16 protein-coding genes are annotated in these 16,869 nt (G+C 69.9%); 7 read left to right on the top strand and 9 right to left on the bottom strand.

The features are described 5' to 3' along the window. Nucleotide 1: 1 nt before the first annotated feature. Entirely contained in the window at nucleotides 2-1,255 is a 1,254-nt protein-coding gene (locus FV242_RS14725; RefSeq protein WP_187278427.1) for an acyltransferase, read from the bottom strand. 801 nt (nucleotides 1,256-2,056) lie between these two features. On the opposite strand from FV242_RS14725, the gene FV242_RS14720 reads away from it, so the two are divergent. After that, entirely contained in the window at nucleotides 2,057-2,803 is a 747-nt protein-coding gene (locus tag FV242_RS14720; protein ID WP_147939436.1) for a hypothetical protein, read from the top strand. Here the strand turns inward: FV242_RS14720 and FV242_RS14715 are convergent. Next, nucleotides 2,775-3,014: a hypothetical protein gene (locus FV242_RS14715; protein ID WP_147939435.1), complete on the bottom strand. Its 240-nt coding sequence runs from the start codon at nucleotides 3,012-3,014 to the stop codon at nucleotides 2,775-2,777. The genes FV242_RS14720 and FV242_RS14715 overlap by 29 nt on opposite strands. A 405-nt stretch (nucleotides 3,015-3,419) precedes the next feature. Here FV242_RS14715 and FV242_RS14710 point away from each other — a divergent pair, with 405 nt between their 5' ends. Both FV242_RS14710 and FV242_RS14705 read left to right on the top strand, forming a co-directional pair. After that, nucleotides 3,420-4,469 carry a glycosyltransferase family 2 protein gene (locus FV242_RS14710; protein ID WP_147939434.1) on the top strand — a complete coding sequence of 350 codons (1,050 nt, stop codon included), beginning with the start codon at nucleotides 3,420-3,422 and terminating at the stop codon, nucleotides 4,467-4,469. A 5-nt stretch (nucleotides 4,470-4,474) separates the two neighbouring features. After that, nucleotides 4,475-5,407, top strand: coding sequence for a glycosyltransferase family 2 protein (locus tag FV242_RS14705; RefSeq protein WP_147939433.1), 933 nt, complete (start codon nucleotides 4,475-4,477; stop codon nucleotides 5,405-5,407). A gap of 484 nt (nucleotides 5,408-5,891) precedes the next feature. Here FV242_RS14705 and FV242_RS14700 read toward each other — a convergent pair whose 3' ends face one another. The 7 genes from FV242_RS14700 to FV242_RS14675 form a co-directional block, all read right to left on the bottom strand. Then, nucleotides 5,892-6,968 (bottom strand): alpha/beta hydrolase, encoded by a 1,077-nt coding sequence (locus FV242_RS14700; protein WP_246692443.1) that lies wholly within the window; start codon nucleotides 6,966-6,968, stop codon nucleotides 5,892-5,894. A gap of 312 nt (nucleotides 6,969-7,280) precedes the next feature. Continuing rightward, nucleotides 7,281-8,105 carry a heme ABC transporter ATP-binding protein gene (locus FV242_RS14695; protein ID WP_147939432.1) on the bottom strand — a complete coding sequence of 275 codons (825 nt, stop codon included), beginning with the start codon at nucleotides 8,103-8,105 and terminating at the stop codon, nucleotides 7,281-7,283. Beyond that, entirely contained in the window at nucleotides 8,098-9,096 is a 999-nt protein-coding gene (locus FV242_RS14690) for an iron ABC transporter permease (protein ID WP_246692712.1), read from the bottom strand. Before FV242_RS14690 ends, FV242_RS14695 begins: the two co-directional genes overlap by 8 nt. Before the next feature lie 132 nt (nucleotides 9,097-9,228). Then, nucleotides 9,229-10,119, bottom strand: a complete 891-nt coding sequence (locus FV242_RS14685) for a hemin ABC transporter substrate-binding protein (RefSeq protein WP_147939431.1) — start codon at nucleotides 10,117-10,119, stop codon at nucleotides 9,229-9,231. Beyond that, a complete protein-coding gene (gene hemP, locus FV242_RS14680) occupies nucleotides 10,116-10,358 on the bottom strand; it encodes a hemin uptake protein HemP (RefSeq protein ID WP_147939430.1) in 243 nt (80 codons plus the stop codon). The genes FV242_RS14685 and hemP overlap by 4 nt, the downstream gene beginning before the upstream one ends. A gap of 378 nt (nucleotides 10,359-10,736) precedes the next feature. Beyond that, a complete protein-coding gene (locus FV242_RS34555; RefSeq protein ID WP_187278425.1) occupies nucleotides 10,737-10,895 on the bottom strand; it encodes a hypothetical protein in 159 nt (52 codons plus the stop codon). 205 nt (nucleotides 10,896-11,100) lie between these two features. Further along, a complete protein-coding gene (locus tag FV242_RS14675; RefSeq protein WP_147939429.1) occupies nucleotides 11,101-12,153 on the bottom strand; it encodes a PAS domain-containing protein in 1,053 nt (350 codons plus the stop codon). A gap of 622 nt (nucleotides 12,154-12,775) precedes the next feature. Here FV242_RS14675 and FV242_RS35480 point away from each other — a divergent pair. From FV242_RS35480 to FV242_RS14660, 4 genes are all read left to right on the top strand, one after another. After that, complete coding sequence (locus tag FV242_RS35480; protein WP_246692711.1) at nucleotides 12,776-13,015, top strand: hypothetical protein; 240 nt, start codon at nucleotides 12,776-12,778, stop codon at nucleotides 13,013-13,015. Nucleotides 13,016-13,060: 45 nt separating this feature from the next. Beyond that, entirely contained in the window at nucleotides 13,061-14,707 is a 1,647-nt protein-coding gene (locus tag FV242_RS14670; protein WP_246692710.1) for a methyl-accepting chemotaxis protein, read from the top strand. Nucleotides 14,708-14,738: 31 nt separating this feature from the next. Then, entirely contained in the window at nucleotides 14,739-16,337 is a 1,599-nt protein-coding gene (locus FV242_RS14665) for a chemotaxis protein CheW (RefSeq protein ID WP_147939428.1), read from the top strand. 64 nt (nucleotides 16,338-16,401) lie between these two features. Next, a partial coding sequence (locus FV242_RS14660; RefSeq protein WP_147939427.1) for a response regulator occupies nucleotides 16,402-16,869 on the top strand: 468 nt, incomplete at its 3' end.

Below are 16,869 nucleotides of genomic sequence, written 5' to 3'. Positions count from 1 at the left end.
GTCACGGATTCAAAAGGTCCTCGACCTTTTGCGGGTGCACGGCGGAGCCCTGCGGTCGTGCGAAGCCGCGCTCCAGCGGGGCGCTGTTCCGAACCCTGCCAAAGGGCTCGCCCTGTGGGATCCGGCGCCTTTCCATGAGACGGCCGACCAGGGCCGCAGCGACCGGGGCGAGGCGCTTTCGCGCGCGCAAGGCCGGGCTCTCGATGCCGTGCCACGACGCGGCGGCGGCGAGGAGCGTCGGGCCGATGGCCAGCAGGACCAGCGGGGCCGTCGAATCGATCCCGGGGACCAGGGAATAGACCGCGTTGAGGATCGGGCAGTGAGACAGGTACAGCCCGTACGAGTAGTCGACCTTGTACGGCCCGAACCGCCCGCCGAAATCGCTGACGCCGATCGCGACGGCGATATAGGCCAGGCAGAGCCCCGACAGGGCCGGATCGGCCAGGTGCCACCGGTCCGGGCCGAGCCCGTAGACGAGGCCGCACCCGGCCACCGCCGCAGCGAACAGCCGGCCATCGAGCGGCACGGCGTGTCGCCAGACATACAGCAAGCAGCCGCTCAGGAAGGTGGAGAACAGGATCGCGCCGCGGCCGAGGAAGAACAGGCGGAACAGCCCGTTCCGCTCGAACAGGGGCAGCCCCCCGCACGCGGCCAGCAGGGCGGGCGTGACCGCCAAGGCGACGAGTACGGCCAGGAGCACCCGGGGCCGCCGCAACAGCCCCGCCACGATCAGGGCCGCCGCCAGCCCGTAGCAGGCGAGTTCGTACGCGAGCGTCCAGAGCGCGGCGTTAACGATGCCGGGCTGCCCGTTCTGGGTGAACACCCCGGGCAGCTGCGCGCGGAACAGGCCGATGCTGTTCGCGCAATACTGCCAGACCCCCGCCTGCGCGAAGTAGGCCGCCGGAGCATCGGTGGAAAACACCGGGCCGATCACGAAGGCCGTGACCAGGGTCACGGTGGTGAGGGCGGGCAGGATCCGCACGGCGCGGTTGATCAGGAACGGTCCGGCCGGGAGCCGCGACGCGCTTCCCGCGACCAGGAAACCGCTGACGCCGAAGAACAGCGGCACGAGGCTGCCGGTCAGCGGCGACAGCGTATCGGTCCAGAGCGTGCTGCCCACCGTGGCGCCGGCATGGAACAGCATCACCAGCAGCGCGAGCACCAGGCGCAGGGTATCGAAGCCGGCGCCGTAGCCGCCGCCGGCCGCGAGCGTCCCTCCGATCGTCCGCCCGCGACGGGGCATCTGTTGACGCATGAGAGAGCCTCGTACGGACACGCGCCGGGGCGCGGCGCCTCCGATCCATGCCACCGGTTCGCCCGGGGCGAGGGACGGCCGCAGCCGCGCAAAAGGAGGGATCCCGCGCCAGATCCGCCGCCTGGGGTGCGGCTGCCGTCCACCCTTGGCGGGGCGGGCCTCCTCCGAAGGGCGTAGCCGGACGGGATTTTGCCCGGACGAGCGACCGCGTGGCGCAATCGGCTTGCAGGCGCCCCTGTTCCAATCGGGGCCACACCCGATGGCGACGGGCATCGACCCTGCATATGAATAGAAAATACGCAGCCGGGACACAGGCATGAGGCGGCACAACCCTCAGCAACGCCCAAGATCTGTCAGGACGCGCAGCCGAAAAAGCCAAATCTCGATCCGGCCGACATCTTTTTCTTGACTCGCGAAAGCTTCGCACCCCCTATGGACGTCAGCGAGGTACGGAGCCGCAAGCCGGCTCGTCCTGGATCATGATGATCCTGAGCGCGGCGTTGACGCGGGATCTCCCCTCCCCTCCCCTCCCCGACCGTGGTCCTGACCTGCCGCGCCCAGTCGCGGCGGTTTGGCCGCCAAAGCGGGCGCATGGGCATGCGGGAGGGATCGATAGATCCGTCGATCTGACGCGTCGTCGATCGAGATCGCACCATCGCGCGGTCTCGGAGACGGGAACGTCCCCGCCTCTGCGTCGCGGGTCGATGGACCGATGACGGCGTCCGAGGACCGCCCGCATGTCTTTCACGACGAGAAGGGCACGGTCTCCGTGCCGGAGCGGAACCGTTCGGAGGCGGGGCGATGACAGCGGTCGGGTCTGTGACGTCCTATCCATCCACCGCGCTGACGCTGTTGCAGGTGGACACGTCCCTGAAGCCTCGCTCGGCACAGGAGGAGGTGGAGACCGATCCGGTCTCGTTGTCAGCTGCGACGGCGCTCCACGTGCTGGACCCGCGCTCCGCCCTGACCCTGTCGACGCAGGCCAGCGATGCGATCCTGTCGGTGCTGCACAAGCATCCGCGGCACGCGGGCAACGTCCACCTGGTCGGCGGGATCGACGAGAGCGCGATGCTCACGGACGAGGTTTTCGCCCAGACGATCGCGGATACGCCTGCGCACTACACAGAGGTCATGAAAGGCTTGGGGGCGACGCGCTGGGTCTGGCGCCCCGAAAGCCACCTCACGGGCATCGACTTCTTCAAGGGCCTGTCCGGGGCCATTCCGCGCGACTACAAGAATCCCGATTCGATGTCCTATGCCCTATTCGTGAACAAGGCCGCGAAAATCGTGGATGCGATCGACACGCCGAGCGCCAAGATCGTGTCGGGGTATTACGACATGTACAATGACAAGAACGAATACATCGGAACGGTCCGGCGGACCGAGTGCGATCCCGCCTATCTCGAAGCCTTCAAAGCCGAGAACCCCACCTTGCACATCGCGCCCGTCTTTTTCGGCAACGATGCCGTTCTCGTCATCTGGCCCGAAGCGTCCGCCAGCGTGAGCGGCCTCGAATCGCTCAGGCGTCTGAGGCAGCGCTCCAGCTGATCGGCAACCGCGCCACCACAATCCCGGTGGCGTCCCGCACCACGAGCGTCCAGCCGCCGCCGAGGTCGTGGGCGCAGACCTCGTCGGCCATCTCCCGGATGACGCTGCGCGCCTCGGCCAGGGCCTCGGTGAGATCGGCGGCGTCCACGCCCTCGTGGTCGCGGATCGTCTCCCTGCCGTTCTCGACGTCGAAGTAGAACCGGATGGGCAAAGACGATCCCCCGTGATTGATGCCCTCGGAGGGCCGTCCCGTCCTGGATGCGCGGCCCGACGCGCCCGACGGAAATCATCTGGAGACATAAAGTTTAATAAATATCAAAGCTGATTTCGCCTGGTCCGTTGCAATAATGTCTGATTTTTTCTGCACTCGAACAATATAGGTATCGATCATTACCCATTTGATCATGGTGGTGTGGCGAAAGGCGGTACCGCGCTGCGCCCGCCCTGGCCCCCCGGTCAGCCACGGGGATCCCGGCCGGGGCGCATAAATCCGCCGCCCTGGGACGGTGCGGCGCGCGCCTACGCCCTTTTAGTGTCGTGCGCCGGGCGCGCTTCACGCCATGGTCGGCCTGGGCCCGGGAGACCGCGAATCCCGGGGGCGGCGGCAGGACGAGCGATGGCGAAGCAGATCGAGGCCGATGCGCGGACGGCGCCCGTGGACATCTCGTTCCTCATGGCCGCCCACAATGCCGCCCCGTGGATCGAGACCGCGATCCGCTCGGCCCTCGATCAGGCCGGCGTCGCGGTCGAGGTGCTGGTGGTGGACGACGGGTCTACGGACGGGACCGCTTCCGTGCTGGCGCGGCTGGCGGCGGCCGACCCGCGTATCCGCCCGATCCCCCTCGACGCCGCACGCACGCACGCGCCGCGGGGCCCGTCGGCCGCCCGGAACGCCGCCCTGGCCGCCGCACGGGGACGCTGGGTGGCGATCCTCGACGCGGACGACCTCATCGTCCCGGACCGGAGCCGCACGCTCCTGGATCTCGCCGCCGCCACGGATGCCGACCTCATCGCCGACAACCCGATCCCCTTCACCGGGGCCTTCGATCCGGGCGGGGCCGGCATGCTGGACCGCGGCCGCGAGCCCTACCTGTTCACGGTCGAACTCGCGCAGTACCTGACCTGCAACCGGATGCTCACCCCGGGGGTGAAGCTCGGCTATCTCAAGCCGATGCTGCGGGCCGACGTCGTGCGCCGGCACGGCCTGCGCTACGTGGATACGGTCCGGGTCGGCGAGGACTTCCTGTTCTGCGTGGCGGCCCTCGCGGAAGGCGCCCGCTTCGTCGTGAGTTCCTATGCGGGCTACGGGTATCGGCGGGGCCCGGCCTCGCTGTCCCACCGGCTGCGGCTCGCCGACATCGAGCACCTCGACGCGGCCTTCGCGGCCTATGCCGAGGGCGGCGCCCTGGCCGGGCACCGGGCGCGCTCCGCCGGGATCCGGCAGGCCAGCCGCGCCTATCGCGACAGCCTCGCCACCGCGCAGGTCATCGCCCGGGTGGTGGAGGCCGCGGAGGGCGGCCGGTGGCTCCGGGGCGCTGCCCTGGCGCTGGCCCGGCCCCGGGCCTGGCGGTTCCTGACCAGCTCGCTGATGGCCGCGGCGGGCAAGCGCGCCGGCCGTCGCCTGCGCCCCGCGATGCCGGACGCCCTTCCGGCCGGACCACGGTGAGCCCCATGCGCCTGTGCCTCTGCATCTGCACCTGCGAGCGTCCGGCGGGCCTGGCGCTGCTGCTCAAGGCCATCGACCGGCAGCGGCTAGGCGACCTCGCCGAATCCGCCCTGCGGATCCTGGTGGTCGATAACGGCCGCAGCGACGCCGCCATCCCGGTGGTGGAGGCCTACCGCACCGCCGGCCGCTTCCCGATCACCTACGCCCGCGAGGCGGTCCGGGGCCTGGCGGCGGTGCGCAACCGCAGCCTCACGGCGGCCGCCACGCTCGGCGCCGACTGGATCGCCCTGATCGACGATGACGAGGTTCCGGACCGCGACTGGCTGCGCAGCCTGCTCGACACGGCGCGGCGGACCGGCGCCCCGGCCTGCGTCGGCCCGGTGGTGCCGCTGTTCGACCGGGTCCCCCCGGCCTGGGCGACGACCGGGGGCTTCTTCGCCAAGACCCTGCCGGTCCGCGATGGACTGGTGGCGGACGCCTACACGGCGAACGCGCTGCTGGACCTCCGGGTGGTGACGGCGCTGGGCCTGTCCTTCGACATGCGCTTCAACACCCTGGGCGGCGAGGACACCATCTTCTTCCGGTCGCTTCTGCTTGCCGGGCACAGGATCGCCTGGGCGCCCGACGCGATCGTGTACGACAGCATCCCGGCGCACCGGATGCGGGTGCGCTGGCTGCTGGCGCGCTGGTACCGCAGCGGCAGCGTCGAGGCCTATCTCGGCCGCCTCCGGCCGGAGACGGTGAGCGGGCGGCTCAGCAACGCGGCCCGGGGCCTGGCCCGCCTCGGCGGGGGCGCGCTCCGTCTCGGGATCGCCGGGCTGTCGCTCCGGCCCGCCACCCTGGTCGGCGGCTTCTACACCCTGTGCCGGGGCGCCGGGCTGCTCGCCGCCGTGCTCGGCCTGAGCTACCGGGAATACCATCCCTCCCGGCACCGGTAAGTACGGGCTTCCAAGGGGTTCGGCCCTTTGGCGGGGTGATGGGGCGGCACGTTGAAGGCGCGCGCGGCGGTGTCGAACGCCGACGCGGCCGATGCCGCCTGCATCATGCCCGCCTGCGCCATGTCCCCTCGCGTCATGCCCGCGCGCAATCGTTCCGCAATGCAGCGTGTTTGATCGCACCGCACGCACCCGGCCGAACCGGCATCATCGTTGCAGATGGTTCGCAGGGCCTCACCCGAGGCCCGCCGCACGATGAAAGGGGTGCACGCTATGGTCCTGAAGGGTTACTCTTACGCGATGATCGGCGCCTTCGCGGGCGGTCTCGCCATGACGGTGGCCGGTTCGGCCGGAGTTCTGTTCGGCCTGTAAGCCCGCACGGGCGGCCGGCCACGACGCAACGGATCCGCGGCGGGGTGAGAGCCCCGCCGTTTCCATGAGCGGAGGCAGGATGAGGCGCGCCTGCCGAAGCGGTCCGCGTTGCGGCTCACGGATGGATCGGCCCGCCGTGCTCAACGACGATGGGTATCGCAGCGCAGGAGCCGTTGTCGAACAGCGCGAAGACGCCACATTGCGAGCCAAAGATTTGAGAACTGTGGTGGCCGACGCCCGGCACCTCCAACAAGGATTGCCGCAGCGCCCCGGCCGCAGCCATCGTCTTCACAAACGCGATCCCGCGTTGGAGCCGGCTCAGACCTTGCGCTTCAGCCGCACAGCTTCGGTCTAGTTGAGGATGATTTGGATCGTTGTCGTCTGTTCCAAGCAGATAAACGATGTCTTTGGCTAGATATTCCGTCCATAAAGACTCTGGATCTGACAACTGAGTCGCGTAGCGCGGCAAGCCAGTGTCCAGTCCGTATGCCCAGCGGTTGACGGCGCTGCATCCTGGCGCGGGTGCGAAGGGCCGCGCGGCATCAAAATAAAGGTAGTCGGAAGGATTGGCGACGACGTAGCGGATGTGGACACCGGCTGTCCGCAGTGGGGCCTGCCCATGCCCGACGGCCGCGTAACGTTGAACGAACCTGCCACCGGCCGAATGACCGGCGACGACGACCTTTCGCAAGTTCGGGAAAGTCTGCCGATCTGCGAGCCGGTCGAGGATCGCATCGAGAACATCGAACGAACTGATCGAGGCCGGTGCCGCGGCGTCCCGTCCGATCGCCCAGTCATTAGGCCCCCAACGCAGGGTCGTGTCCGGGAGATGGTGGGCTGCGATATCGGCCTGGATCAGGAACTGTGGCGTGATGACGAGTGCATCGTCAGCAGCCATCCCGGCTCGAGCGACAGCATACTCCCCCGAGCGCAGGTCGCGACGTGGCCACCCATGGATGACGATCACTGCGCGCCGGATGCCGGGCTGCGACACGGTCCAGTCTTGCGTCACATGCAGCGGGACCACTCCAACGCCCTGCCGCGCCCTGACTTCCAGCCGAGCATCTTGCACGACTGGCACAGGCGTCAGAACTTCCGGGTCCATCTCGGCCTGGGCCGATTGTAGGGCACTCATCACCCCCACAATCAGCATCAAGGGCGTGAGCAGACAGCGAGGTGAGCGCATGGGCATCGCCAAGTGAGCCTTGTCCTGGACCGAGTCCTGCTCCGACCGCCCACTACCTGTAAATGTCCGGCGACGCAGTCCTGCTGCTGAAGGCCGAGATCTTGCGAAAACTCCAGCGTTCTGCACCGAGGCAAAACAGCCATCTATGGCGGCGCATTGAAGATTCACCTCGGGCCTGAAACGGCTCCAGAGTGGTTAAACTGAGGCGTATACGGACGCGATATTTTAATTCAACCGTCTATACGGCAAATCAGCTTGCATGCATTCCAACTTTCCTCGGGAATATCTTGAAACATCTCCAGATCACCCGATCGCGAATCAGTTTTGTTGCCAACCTGCAACAGTCCGGTGCGGCAGGATGAACGGCTGGTCCGGGCCGGGGATTTTTCCGACCGGCCAGCGCACCCCGAACACCCGGGCGATCAGGTCGTCGCGGAGCACGTCCGCGGGCCGCCCGGTGGCGACCAGCCGGCCGGCTTCGAGCACCAGCAGCGTATCGGCGTAGGCAGCCGCGAGGTTGAGGTCGTGCAGGATCGCCACCACGGCGACGCCCGAGGCCGCCAGCGCCGCGGCGGCCTCGAGGAGAGCGCCCTGGTGGTTCAGGTCGAGGCTGGCGGTGGGCTCATCGAGGAACAGCACTTGGCCGTCCGCGACCGTGCGGCCGGCCTCCATCTGGCACAGCACCCGGGCGAACTGCACCCGGGCCTGCTCGCCGCCCGACAAAGTCGGGTAGGCCCGGGTCGCGAGATGGGCGACGTCGGCCCGGTCGAGGGCCCGGGCCAGGATCGCGTCCCGGTCGCGGGCCTTGAGGCCCCGCCCGATGCCGTCGAGGCCGATCCGGGCCACGTCCGCCGCGGCGAACGGGAAGGCGAGGCGCGTGGCCTGCGGCAGCACCGCCCGCATCGCGGCGAGCCGCCAGGCCGGGATCCGCTCCACCGCCTCGCCGCCGTAGGCGACCTGCCCGCTCGTCGGGCGCAGCTCGCCGCAGAGCAGGCGCAGCAGGGTCGACTTGCCGGCGCCGTTCGGGCCGACGATCACCTGCAGGGAGCCGGCCGCCACGGACAGGGACACGTCGCGCACGAGGTCGCGACCGGCCACCGTGACGGTGAGGTCGCGGGCACGGAGCAGGGTCGGCTCAGGCATCGGCGGCGACCCGCGCCCGGCCGAGCAGCAGCCACAGGAACACCGGTGCGCCGACCAGAGCGGTGACGATCCCGATCGGGAGCTCGGCCGGTGCCGCGACCAGCCGGGCGACGACGTCGGCCAGCACCAGGAACGCGCCGCCGAGCAGCGCCGAGGCCGGCAGCAGCAGGCGGTGCTCGGGGCCGATCGCCAACCGCAAGGCGTGCGGCACCACGAGGCCGACGAAGCCGATCACCCCGGCCCCCGCCACGCTGGCGCCGACCGCGATGGCGACCAGAACGATGCAGGTGCGCTTCAGACGCTCCACCGGGATCCCGAGATGGAACGCCTCCGCCTCCCCGAGCACCAGCGCGTTGAGGCCGCGGCCTAGGAACGGAACGGCGAGCAGCACCGGCAGGATCAGCGGCGCCGAGGCCGCGAGCTTGCCCCAGGTGGCACCACCCAGGCTGCCCAACGACCAGAACGTGAGATCGCGGAGTTGCCGGTCGTCGCTGGCATAGGTCAGCAGGCCGGTGAGCGCGCCGCTCAGCGCCCCCAGGGCGATGCCGGCGAGCAGCATCGTCGCCACCGCGGTGCGCCCGGACCGCGTCGCCAGCCCGTACAGGATCAGGGTCGCGCCCAAGCCCCCCACGAAGGCCCCGGCCGGCAGGACCAGGTAGGGCAGCGGCCCCGGCAGGCCGAAATGGGCGAGCAGCCGGTCGCCCAGCACGATGATGCAGGCGGCGGCCAATCCCGCCCCCGACGAGACCCCGACGAGCGCCGGGTCGGCCAGGGGGTTGCGGAACAGCCCCTGCATCAGCGCCCCCGAGACCGCGAGCCCCGCGCCGATCATCAGCCCCAGCAGGGTCCGGGGCAGCCGGATGTTGAGCACCACCAGGGCGTCGCGCGCCAGCGCCGGATCGCTCCCGCCCCCGGTCAGCACCGCCAAGACCCGCTCTGGCGGGATCCGGATCGCCCCGAGGCTCACCGACAGCAGCGCGATTGCCAGCATCAGCCCGGCGAGCGCCGCCAACACCCACGGCAGGGCGGCGCGGCGGCTCAGCATCCCAGCGGCCCGCTCACGACTCGGGACGCCTTGCGGGACATCCGCTCCGCTCTCTCAGGCAAAACAAGCGCGGCCCCCTCACTCACCCGGCAGGCCCGGGTAGATCGCGCGCATCAGCTCGGTGGCGGCCTGCGGGGTGCGCGGGCCGAAGCCGAGGAGATAGAGGCCGTCCATGGCGATCAGCCGGCCCTGTGCGGCGGCCGGGGTCCGGCCCAGGGCCGAATCGGGGGCGAACACGGTCTCGGGCTTGGGCGGCTCCGGGCCGTTCTGCATCATCACCACGGCGTCGGGGGCGGCGGCCACGATGGCCTCGTCGGTCATCGGCTTGAACCCGGCGACGCCCGCGGCCGCGTTGGTGATGCCGGCGAGCGCCAGCATGCCGTCGGCCGTGGACCCGGTGCCGCCCACGACCGTGCGGCCGTCCTGGAGGGAGAGGACGAGGATCCCCCGGGCCGGCGTCTCGATCCGCGCGCGCCTTTTCGCGACCTCGGCGAAGCGGGCGCGGACCTCGGCGGCGAGGGATCCGGCCTCCCGGTCCAGGCCGGCCAGACGCCCGATGACGGCGATCTTGTCGAGGACGCCCTCGGGGTTCGGCGGCTCGGTCACGGTCTCGACGCGCAGGCCGGCCTCGCGCAGCTGCGCCAGCACCGCGGGCGGGCCGGCGCCCTCGGCAGCGATCACGAGGTCGGGTCCGCAGGCGAGCAGCCCCTCGGCGGAGAGCGCCCGCAGGTAGCCGACATTCGGCTTCTCGCGCAGGGCCTCGGGCGGATACAGGCTGGTGGTGTCGACCGCGACGATCCGCGGGCCGGCGCCGAGGCGATACAGGATCTCGGTGACGGCGCCCCCGAGGGCGGCGATGCGGCCGGCCGGCGCCGGATCGGCTTTGGCGGCGCCCCCGCGCGGGGCGAGCGCGGTCGCGGCGGCGGCGGCCAGGAGGAAGCGGCGCGACCAGGCGGGGGATGGCGTCATTTGGTCAGGATCAGCTTGTCGTTGGCGGTGATGCGGAGCCGGTATCGCTGGCCGGCGTGGCGGATGACGAGCTCGCGGCGCCCCTGCACGAGGCTCGCCGGGACGATCTCGCCGTCCCGGTCCAAAGCCAACGCTTCAAAGGCCAACGCTCCCGTGGCCAACGCCCGAACCCCGGTCCGCGGATCCCCGCGGCCCGGGACGCGTGCGCCCAGATTGTCATCCCCGTCCGGACCGGACATCTTTGGAAGGCCTCGGCTTCGTTCTTTGTAACACTTCAAAATACAAAGAGACATGGCAGAGATCGAACCATAGGGGCGATCAGCGGCAGATACCAGAGCCTTCCCGGCCAGGATAAGCTTGCGCGGATATCAGTCTCATCTGTCCGATCTTCGCCGCGATCATCGCGGCACGTCCGGGCCGGAACGGCTCAAGACTGGACCACGCGCCGCGAAGCGCGTCCCGTGGTCGGTCGATACGGCGATGCCGGCGTCGAGGACCGCCGCGGTTTTTCCGGCGCACGCGGCCCATCAAGGCGCGGCGCAAGCGGGCTCGACAGAGATTCGCGGCCGCAGGTGGCGGGGCGGCGCCGGGACGCTGACGGACCGAGCGGCGCCGCCTCAGCCGAACAGGGGCAGGCCCGCGCCGATGATGACGAGCCCGAGCACGATCAGGCTGCCGCCCGCATTCTCCAGGGCCGCCTGCTGCACGGAGCGCTTCGGGGCGATGCCCGCGAGGGTCGCACCGGTCACCAGGCAGATCACGCTCAGGATGGTCATGACAGCTGCCCCGGCGGCCGAATTGGACACGCGCAACGGTTTCGGTGCCGATATGGATGCAGAGCCGACGTTAACGAATGGCCTACACCGGTTCCCGGGTGCGGGGCGACGGCCCGGTCCGAGGGCCGGCATAGCGCCTCGATCCGGCGGGCGGTTTTGCGGCCGGATGCGGCTAGAGCCGGTCCCCACTTCGGCGGCGCGCGCCCTAAGCTGGCGGGAAGCGCCCGGGATCGACCTCGATGGCGACGCGGTCGGCGCCGAGCGCGGAGAACCGGATGCCGGCGCCCTCGAAGGCCTGGCGCACGGCCTGGCGGATCTTCGGACGCGGGCCCTCGCCGAACTCCTCCATCCGCCGGACGCTGGAGCCCGAGACCCCAGAGGCCGCGGCGAGGTCCTGGATCGACCAGCCGAGGACCGCCCGCCCCCCCCGGATCAGCGGCCCGATCGCGGCATCCGGCACCGCGTCGCGCGCGTCGTCCGGCACGGCGAGCACGAGGCCGAACCATTCACGCACCGCTCCGTCGGGCCCGGCCTGCGCCGCGCCGCGGCTGCTGAACCGGCGATACGTCCCGTCCGCACCGCGGACACGGTACTCCGCGCGGTAGGGCGCGCCGGTGGTCCGGGCGGCCTGCCAGGCGGCCAGGGCGACGCGGCGGTCGTCGGGATGGAGCGCGTCGAGCCAGCCGAACCCCGCCATCTCGGTGGCCGTCTGCCCGGTCAGGCGCTCCCAGCCGGCCGCCATCTCGATCTCCCCGGCGGGATGGGCCGACCAGGTCGCGGCGGTGATCGCGCGCAGGACGCCGGTCTGGCGCCCCTGCATCCAGGCCGCGATCTGCCGGGCTTCGTGGGTGGCCGTGGTGTCGAGCAGGACGCCGTCCGTGCGGGCGGGCAGCGCATCCGGTCCGAGCACCACGCCGGTCTTCAGGGCGACCCACCGGACCGTCTGGTCGGGCCGGATGATCCGGAATTCCCGGTCGACCACGTGGCCGAGCTGGATCAGGTCCCAAAGGTCCGCCTGGGCGGCCTGGTCGTCGGGATGGATCAGCCGGCGGAACAGGCCGCGCAGGTCGTCCGTGGCCGGAAGCCCGGTCACCCGGTGGAAGCCGGGGGAGCCCCACAGCCCCCGGGTCGCGATCTCGAGCGACCAGAAGCCGACCCCGCCGCGCTCCTCGACCAGCTTCAGCATCTGGTAGGACGACAGAGGAATTCCCTCGATGATATTATCGTTGTCGAACGCAGAAACAGGATCATGCTTCATCTAAAATAACTCAAACTCAGCATTTAACGATCAGATCAGACCGTATAAAGGTCTATATTTAGCGCACAGCGATGTCCGCCGAACAGTATTTCGTCCCTGGATCTAGTAACGCAGCCACGACCGTCTCCGCTAGCGCAAGCTGAGCAGTGCTTCGCTGCGGTGCCGGCATGCCCCCGGGTGCCCCATCCCATGAGGTCCGGGCGGGTGGCTCGGCCGAGGCCGGCCGACGGGCCGTCTACTTAAAGTTCCCGATCGCCTCCAGGCCGCAGCAATCTCCACCAGTGATCCGGAGCGGTCACGTGTGCCGTTGGCTAAGTGAGCCGATTCTGATCAATCTCAAGGGGGGACCAACATTTTTATGAACCGTCTGAGCAGATTTCAATCAGAAAAAAACTTGTGACTCAGCGCATTCTGGATAAAGATTATGAGGTCATTAGTTTATGCGTGTCACATTATATTCACGTAACCGTAATTCTCGACAATATGTATTATGTACCGGTAAATATAGCTTCAGAACCAGCCGAAAACTCGCACACCCGTCACGCGTCTACTTGAATACCAGCACACCCGCTTCTTCCGAGGAGCGGGAAACCCTCTGACCCCGATACCAAGGCGTCGACACATGGCTCTCGCGAAGAAATCCGCCATCCACTCCTTCCCGGCCGCGACTGCCCCGCGGGAGAACGTGCCGGCCTCCGCGGGTCGATCGCACCTCGTCGCCGAGGCGGAGAAGCGCAAGGCCCGGACCTTCGCGCGCCAGCAGAAGGCCGCCGAGCGGATCGCCTCGGCCACCGCCGAGCTGTCCAGCGGGATCGCCGAGGCGGCGGCCGCCGCCGAGGAGCTGCGCAAGGCCTCCGAGTAGATCGGCGTCGGCGCCGAGGAGGCCGCGGGCGCCGCCCAGGAGACCATGAAGGCGGTGAGCCAGGGCGGGGCCCTGATCCAGGCCGCCAAGGAGAACGCCACCAACTCCCTGCGCAAGACCGAGGCCCTGTCCGGTCTCGTCGTCGAGACCGCCGCGCAGATCGGCGCGTCGGTCGCGGCCATCGTCAAGGCGTCCGAGCGCCAGGAGGCATCGGTGAAGCTGGTCGAGGAGCTCGACCGGCAGGCCAGCGCCATCGGCGAGATCGTGAAGGCCGTGGCCCGGATCGCCGACCAGACCAACCTGCTGGCGCTGAACGCCGCCATCGAGGCGGCTCGGGCCGGCCAGCACGGCAAGGGCTTCGCGGTGGTCGCCGACGAGGTGCGCACCCTGGCCGAGACCAGCGAGAAGTCCGCCCGCGACATCCAGGCGCTCGTGGCGCAGATCCAGGCCGACGTGAAGGTCGCGGCCGACGGGATCAGCCAGTCGGCGAGCTCGGCCCGCTCTCAGGTCGAGACCGGCCGGGCGGTCAGCGGCCAGCTCGCGCGGGTCCGCACCGACATGGCCGAGATCATCGAGGGCTGCAACGAGCTGGCCCGGGCCGCCGAGGAATCGGCCACCGCCGCCACCGAGGCGCAGAAGGGCGCGGAGATCATCGCGGCCGCCGCCGAGGAGCAGAGCGCGGCCTGCCAGGAGGCCGGCAAGATGGTCGAGCAGCAGACCACGGCGCTGTCGCAGAGCGAGGATGCCGCCCAGGAGCTGTCCGGCCTCGCCGAGGAGCTGAAGAACAGCACCAATATCGGCAAGAGCGCCGAGGAGGTCGCCTCCGCGGCGGAAGAGCTGTCCAGCGCCGTCGAGGAGATCAACCGCGCCGCCGGACAGGTCACGATCGCCCTCGACGAGATCACCAAGGGCGCGCAGCAGCAATCGGCCGCGACCCAGCAATCCTCGGCGGCGATCGCACAGATCGAGCGGCGCGCCCAGGTGACCCAGACCCTGGCGGCCGCCGCCGTGGAGAAGGCGCAGGTGATCTCGGAGTCGCTGGCCGAGAACAAAAACCTGGTCGACGCGATGATGGAGGGCCTGCAGCAATCCGTCGAGGCGGGCCGCGTCAGCCGCGATCAGGTCGCCGCGCTGGAGCAGGTCAGCCGGCGCATCGACAAGATCGTCGACGCGATCACCACGGTCTCGATCCAGACCAACATGCTGGCGGTCAACGGCTCGGTCGAGGCGGCCCGCGCGGGTGAGTTCGGCAAGGGCTTCGCCGTCGTCTCGACGGACATCCGAAACCTCGCCCGGGATTCCGCCGAGAACGCCGAGCGGATCAAGGACACGGTCAAGGCCATCCAGGACACGATCGTGTTCGTGCGCGGCGATATCCAGGAGATCGCCGACGGCGCCGCCAGCGAGGTCGAGAAGAGCGGCGCCATCTCCCGCAACTTCGACACTGTGATCAAGGACATGGCCGAGGTGCTGGGCGGCAACCGGGAGATCCTGAGCGGCGCCGACGGCATCACCCGCATGGTCCGGGAAGTCCAGACCGCGATCGAGCAGGTCGCCGCCGCGGCCCAGCAGGCCGCCCGCACCTCCGCGGAGGCCGGGATCGCCGCCAGCGAGCAGGGCAAGGGCGCCGAGCAGCTCGCCGCCGCGATCGAGGAGATCGCCTCGCTCGCCGACGAGCTCCAGGCCGCCTGAGCCGAACCGCCCGGGGAGCGAGAGACCGACCATGGCAAACGCAGCAGCTCAGGCGGTGCAGGCGCCGGATTCCGGGTTCACGCCCGATCCGGGGGAGGCCGCCGCGCAGCCGGACCACGCGGACGGCCGCAGCGAGGCCCGCCAGTTCGTGATCTTCCACGTCGAGACGGAGATGTTCGCCGTCGCGCTGGCCGACGTGCAGGAGATCATCCGGATCCCCGAGGTGGTGCGGGTGCCGTTCAGCCCCGCCTCGCTGCTGGGGCTGGCCAACCTGCGCGGCACGGTCCTGCCGGTGCTCAACCTGCGGGACGTGTTCGCCTTCCCGCCGGTGCTCAACGACGACGCCACCCGGGTGGTGGTGCTCGACCAGGGCAATCCGATCGGCCTCGTGGTCGACCGGATGGCGAACGTGGTCACGGTCGATCCCGAGCGGATCGAGCCGACCTCGGCGATCGAGGGCAGCGTCGACACCAGCCTCCTGACCGGGATGATCAAGGGCGAGGACGGCCGGTCCATGGTGATGATCCTGGACGCGGCCCAGCTGGTGAGCCGCGAGTTCAGCCAGATCGCCACCAAGGTCCGCCGGGCCGCCGGCCAGGTGCAGGGCGCCGACCCGGCTTCGTCCGCCCGGGCCGAGGTCGAGGCGGACGAGGACCAGCTCGTGAGCTTCGAGGTGGCGGGGCAGGAATACGCCTTCCCGATCGAGCGGGTGCAGGAGATCGTGCAGCTGCCCGAGCGCCCCACCCACGTCCCGAACGCACCCTCCCACGTGCTCGGGGTGATCACCCTGCGCAACCGCCTGCTGCCGCTCGTGTCCCTGCGCGAGATGTTCGGCCTCCCGGCCAAGGAATTCACCGAGACCAACAAGGTCGTGGTGGTGTCGCTGGGCGAGGGCGGGACCCTGTCGGTCGGCGTCGTGATGGACAGCGTCAAGGAGGTGCTGCGGGTCAGCCGCAACCTCGTCGAGGCGATGCCGGCCCTGCTGTCTCAGGACGGCGGCATGGACGAGATCCAGGCGATCTGCCGGCTGCAGGAGGGTCGGCGGCTGGTCTCCGTCCTGTCGGTCGAGAAGATGTTCGACACCACCGAGCTGCGCAAGCTGGCTGCCACGGAGAACGAGGGCATGAGCGCCGACGGACGACAGGACGGAGACGAGCGCCAGGACGCCGCCGACGAGGAGCAGTTCGTGGTGTTCCGCCTGATGGGCGAGGAATACGGCGTGCCGATCGAGGCCGTGCAGGAGATCGTCCGCGTGCCGGACGAGCTGACCCGGATCCCGAAGGCGCCGGCCTTCGTGGAGGGGGTGATCAACCTGCGCGGCATCGTGCTGCCGGTGGTGGACCAGCGCCGCCGCTTCAACCTCGCCGAGGCGGAGCGCAACGACCGCCAGCGGATCATGGTCTTCACCGTCCGCGGCGTCCAGACCGGCTTCATCGTCGATTCGGTCTCGGAGGTGATGCGGATCTCGGCCAAGGCGATCGGCGACGCGCCCAACCTCTCGGACACGCAGACGCGCCTGATCCGCCGGGTCGCCAACCTGGAGAGCCAGAAGCGCATGGTGCTGCTGCTCGACACGATGCAGCTCCTGGACACCCAGGAAGCCGCCGCCGTCCGGCTCAGCACCCATTGAGCGCGGGTCCGGGCCCCGGCTCGGCCCGACGCCCCCTCATCCCGTCACCCTGGCGAGACCCCGCATGATCCGAGCCCTCGTGGCCGATGATTCCGCGTTGATGCGCAGGCACCTCACGCAGCTCCTCGAGTCGGCGGGCGGCTTCACGGTCCAGACGGCCCGCAACGGCCTCGAGGTCCTGGAGGCGCTGCGGACCTTCGATCCGCACGTGATCACCCTCGACGTCAACATGCCCGAGATGGACGGGATCACCTGCCTGTCGCGGATCATGAGCGAGGATCCGCGGCCGGTGGTGATGGTCTCGTCGCTGACCGAGCAAGGTGCCGAGACGACCCTGCAGGCGCTGAGCCTCGGGGCGGTGGACTTCGTGCAGAAGCCCGGCGGCACGATCTCCCTGTCGATCGACCGGATCCACCGCGAACTCCTGATGAAAATCCGCAGCGCCGCGACCACCCGGGTCCGCCGCAGCACCGGCCTGCGCGGGCGCCTGGCCGCCCAGCGCCGGCGCGCCACGCCGGAGCCGCCGCCCCGG

The organism is Methylobacterium sp. WL64 (assembly GCF_008039945.1).
In the GTDB taxonomy this organism is placed as follows: Bacteria; Pseudomonadota; Alphaproteobacteria; order Rhizobiales; family Beijerinckiaceae; genus Methylobacterium.
This window is presented reverse-complemented; position numbering and strand designations above follow the sequence as displayed.

Excerpts from the sequence above, each read along its gene's own strand:
- FV242_RS14725 (WP_187278427.1), bottom strand. The coding sequence starts at position 1,255 with ATGCGTCAACAGATGCCCCGTCGCGGGCGGACGATCGGAGGGACGCTC.
- FV242_RS14720 (WP_147939436.1), top strand. The coding sequence starts at position 2,057 with ATGACAGCGGTCGGGTCTGTGACGTCCTATCCATCCACCGCGCTGACG.
- FV242_RS14710 (WP_147939434.1), top strand. The coding sequence starts at position 3,420 with ATGGCGAAGCAGATCGAGGCCGATGCGCGGACGGCGCCCGTGGACATC.
- FV242_RS14705 (WP_147939433.1), top strand. The coding sequence starts at position 4,475 with ATGCGCCTGTGCCTCTGCATCTGCACCTGCGAGCGTCCGGCGGGCCTG.
- FV242_RS14700 (WP_246692443.1), bottom strand. The coding sequence starts at position 6,968 with ATGCCCATGCGCTCACCTCGCTGTCTGCTCACGCCCTTGATGCTGATT.
- FV242_RS14695 (WP_147939432.1), bottom strand. The coding sequence starts at position 8,105 with ATGCCTGAGCCGACCCTGCTCCGTGCCCGCGACCTCACCGTCACGGTG.
- FV242_RS14690 (WP_246692712.1), bottom strand. The coding sequence starts at position 9,096 with ATGCTGGCAATCGCGCTGCTGTCGGTGAGCCTCGGGGCGATCCGGATC.
- FV242_RS14685 (WP_147939431.1), bottom strand. The coding sequence starts at position 10,119 with ATGACGCCATCCCCCGCCTGGTCGCGCCGCTTCCTCCTGGCCGCCGCC.
- hemP (WP_147939430.1), bottom strand. The coding sequence starts at position 10,358 with ATGTCCGGTCCGGACGGGGATGACAATCTGGGCGCACGCGTCCCGGGC.
- FV242_RS34555 (WP_187278425.1), bottom strand. The coding sequence starts at position 10,895 with ATGACCATCCTGAGCGTGATCTGCCTGGTGACCGGTGCGACCCTCGCG.
- FV242_RS14675 (WP_147939429.1), bottom strand. The coding sequence starts at position 12,153 with ATGAAGCATGATCCTGTTTCTGCGTTCGACAACGATAATATCATCGAG.
- FV242_RS35480 (WP_246692711.1), top strand. The coding sequence starts at position 12,776 with ATGGCTCTCGCGAAGAAATCCGCCATCCACTCCTTCCCGGCCGCGACT.
- FV242_RS14670 (WP_246692710.1), top strand. The coding sequence starts at position 13,061 with ATGAAGGCGGTGAGCCAGGGCGGGGCCCTGATCCAGGCCGCCAAGGAG.
- FV242_RS14665 (WP_147939428.1), top strand. The coding sequence starts at position 14,739 with ATGGCAAACGCAGCAGCTCAGGCGGTGCAGGCGCCGGATTCCGGGTTC.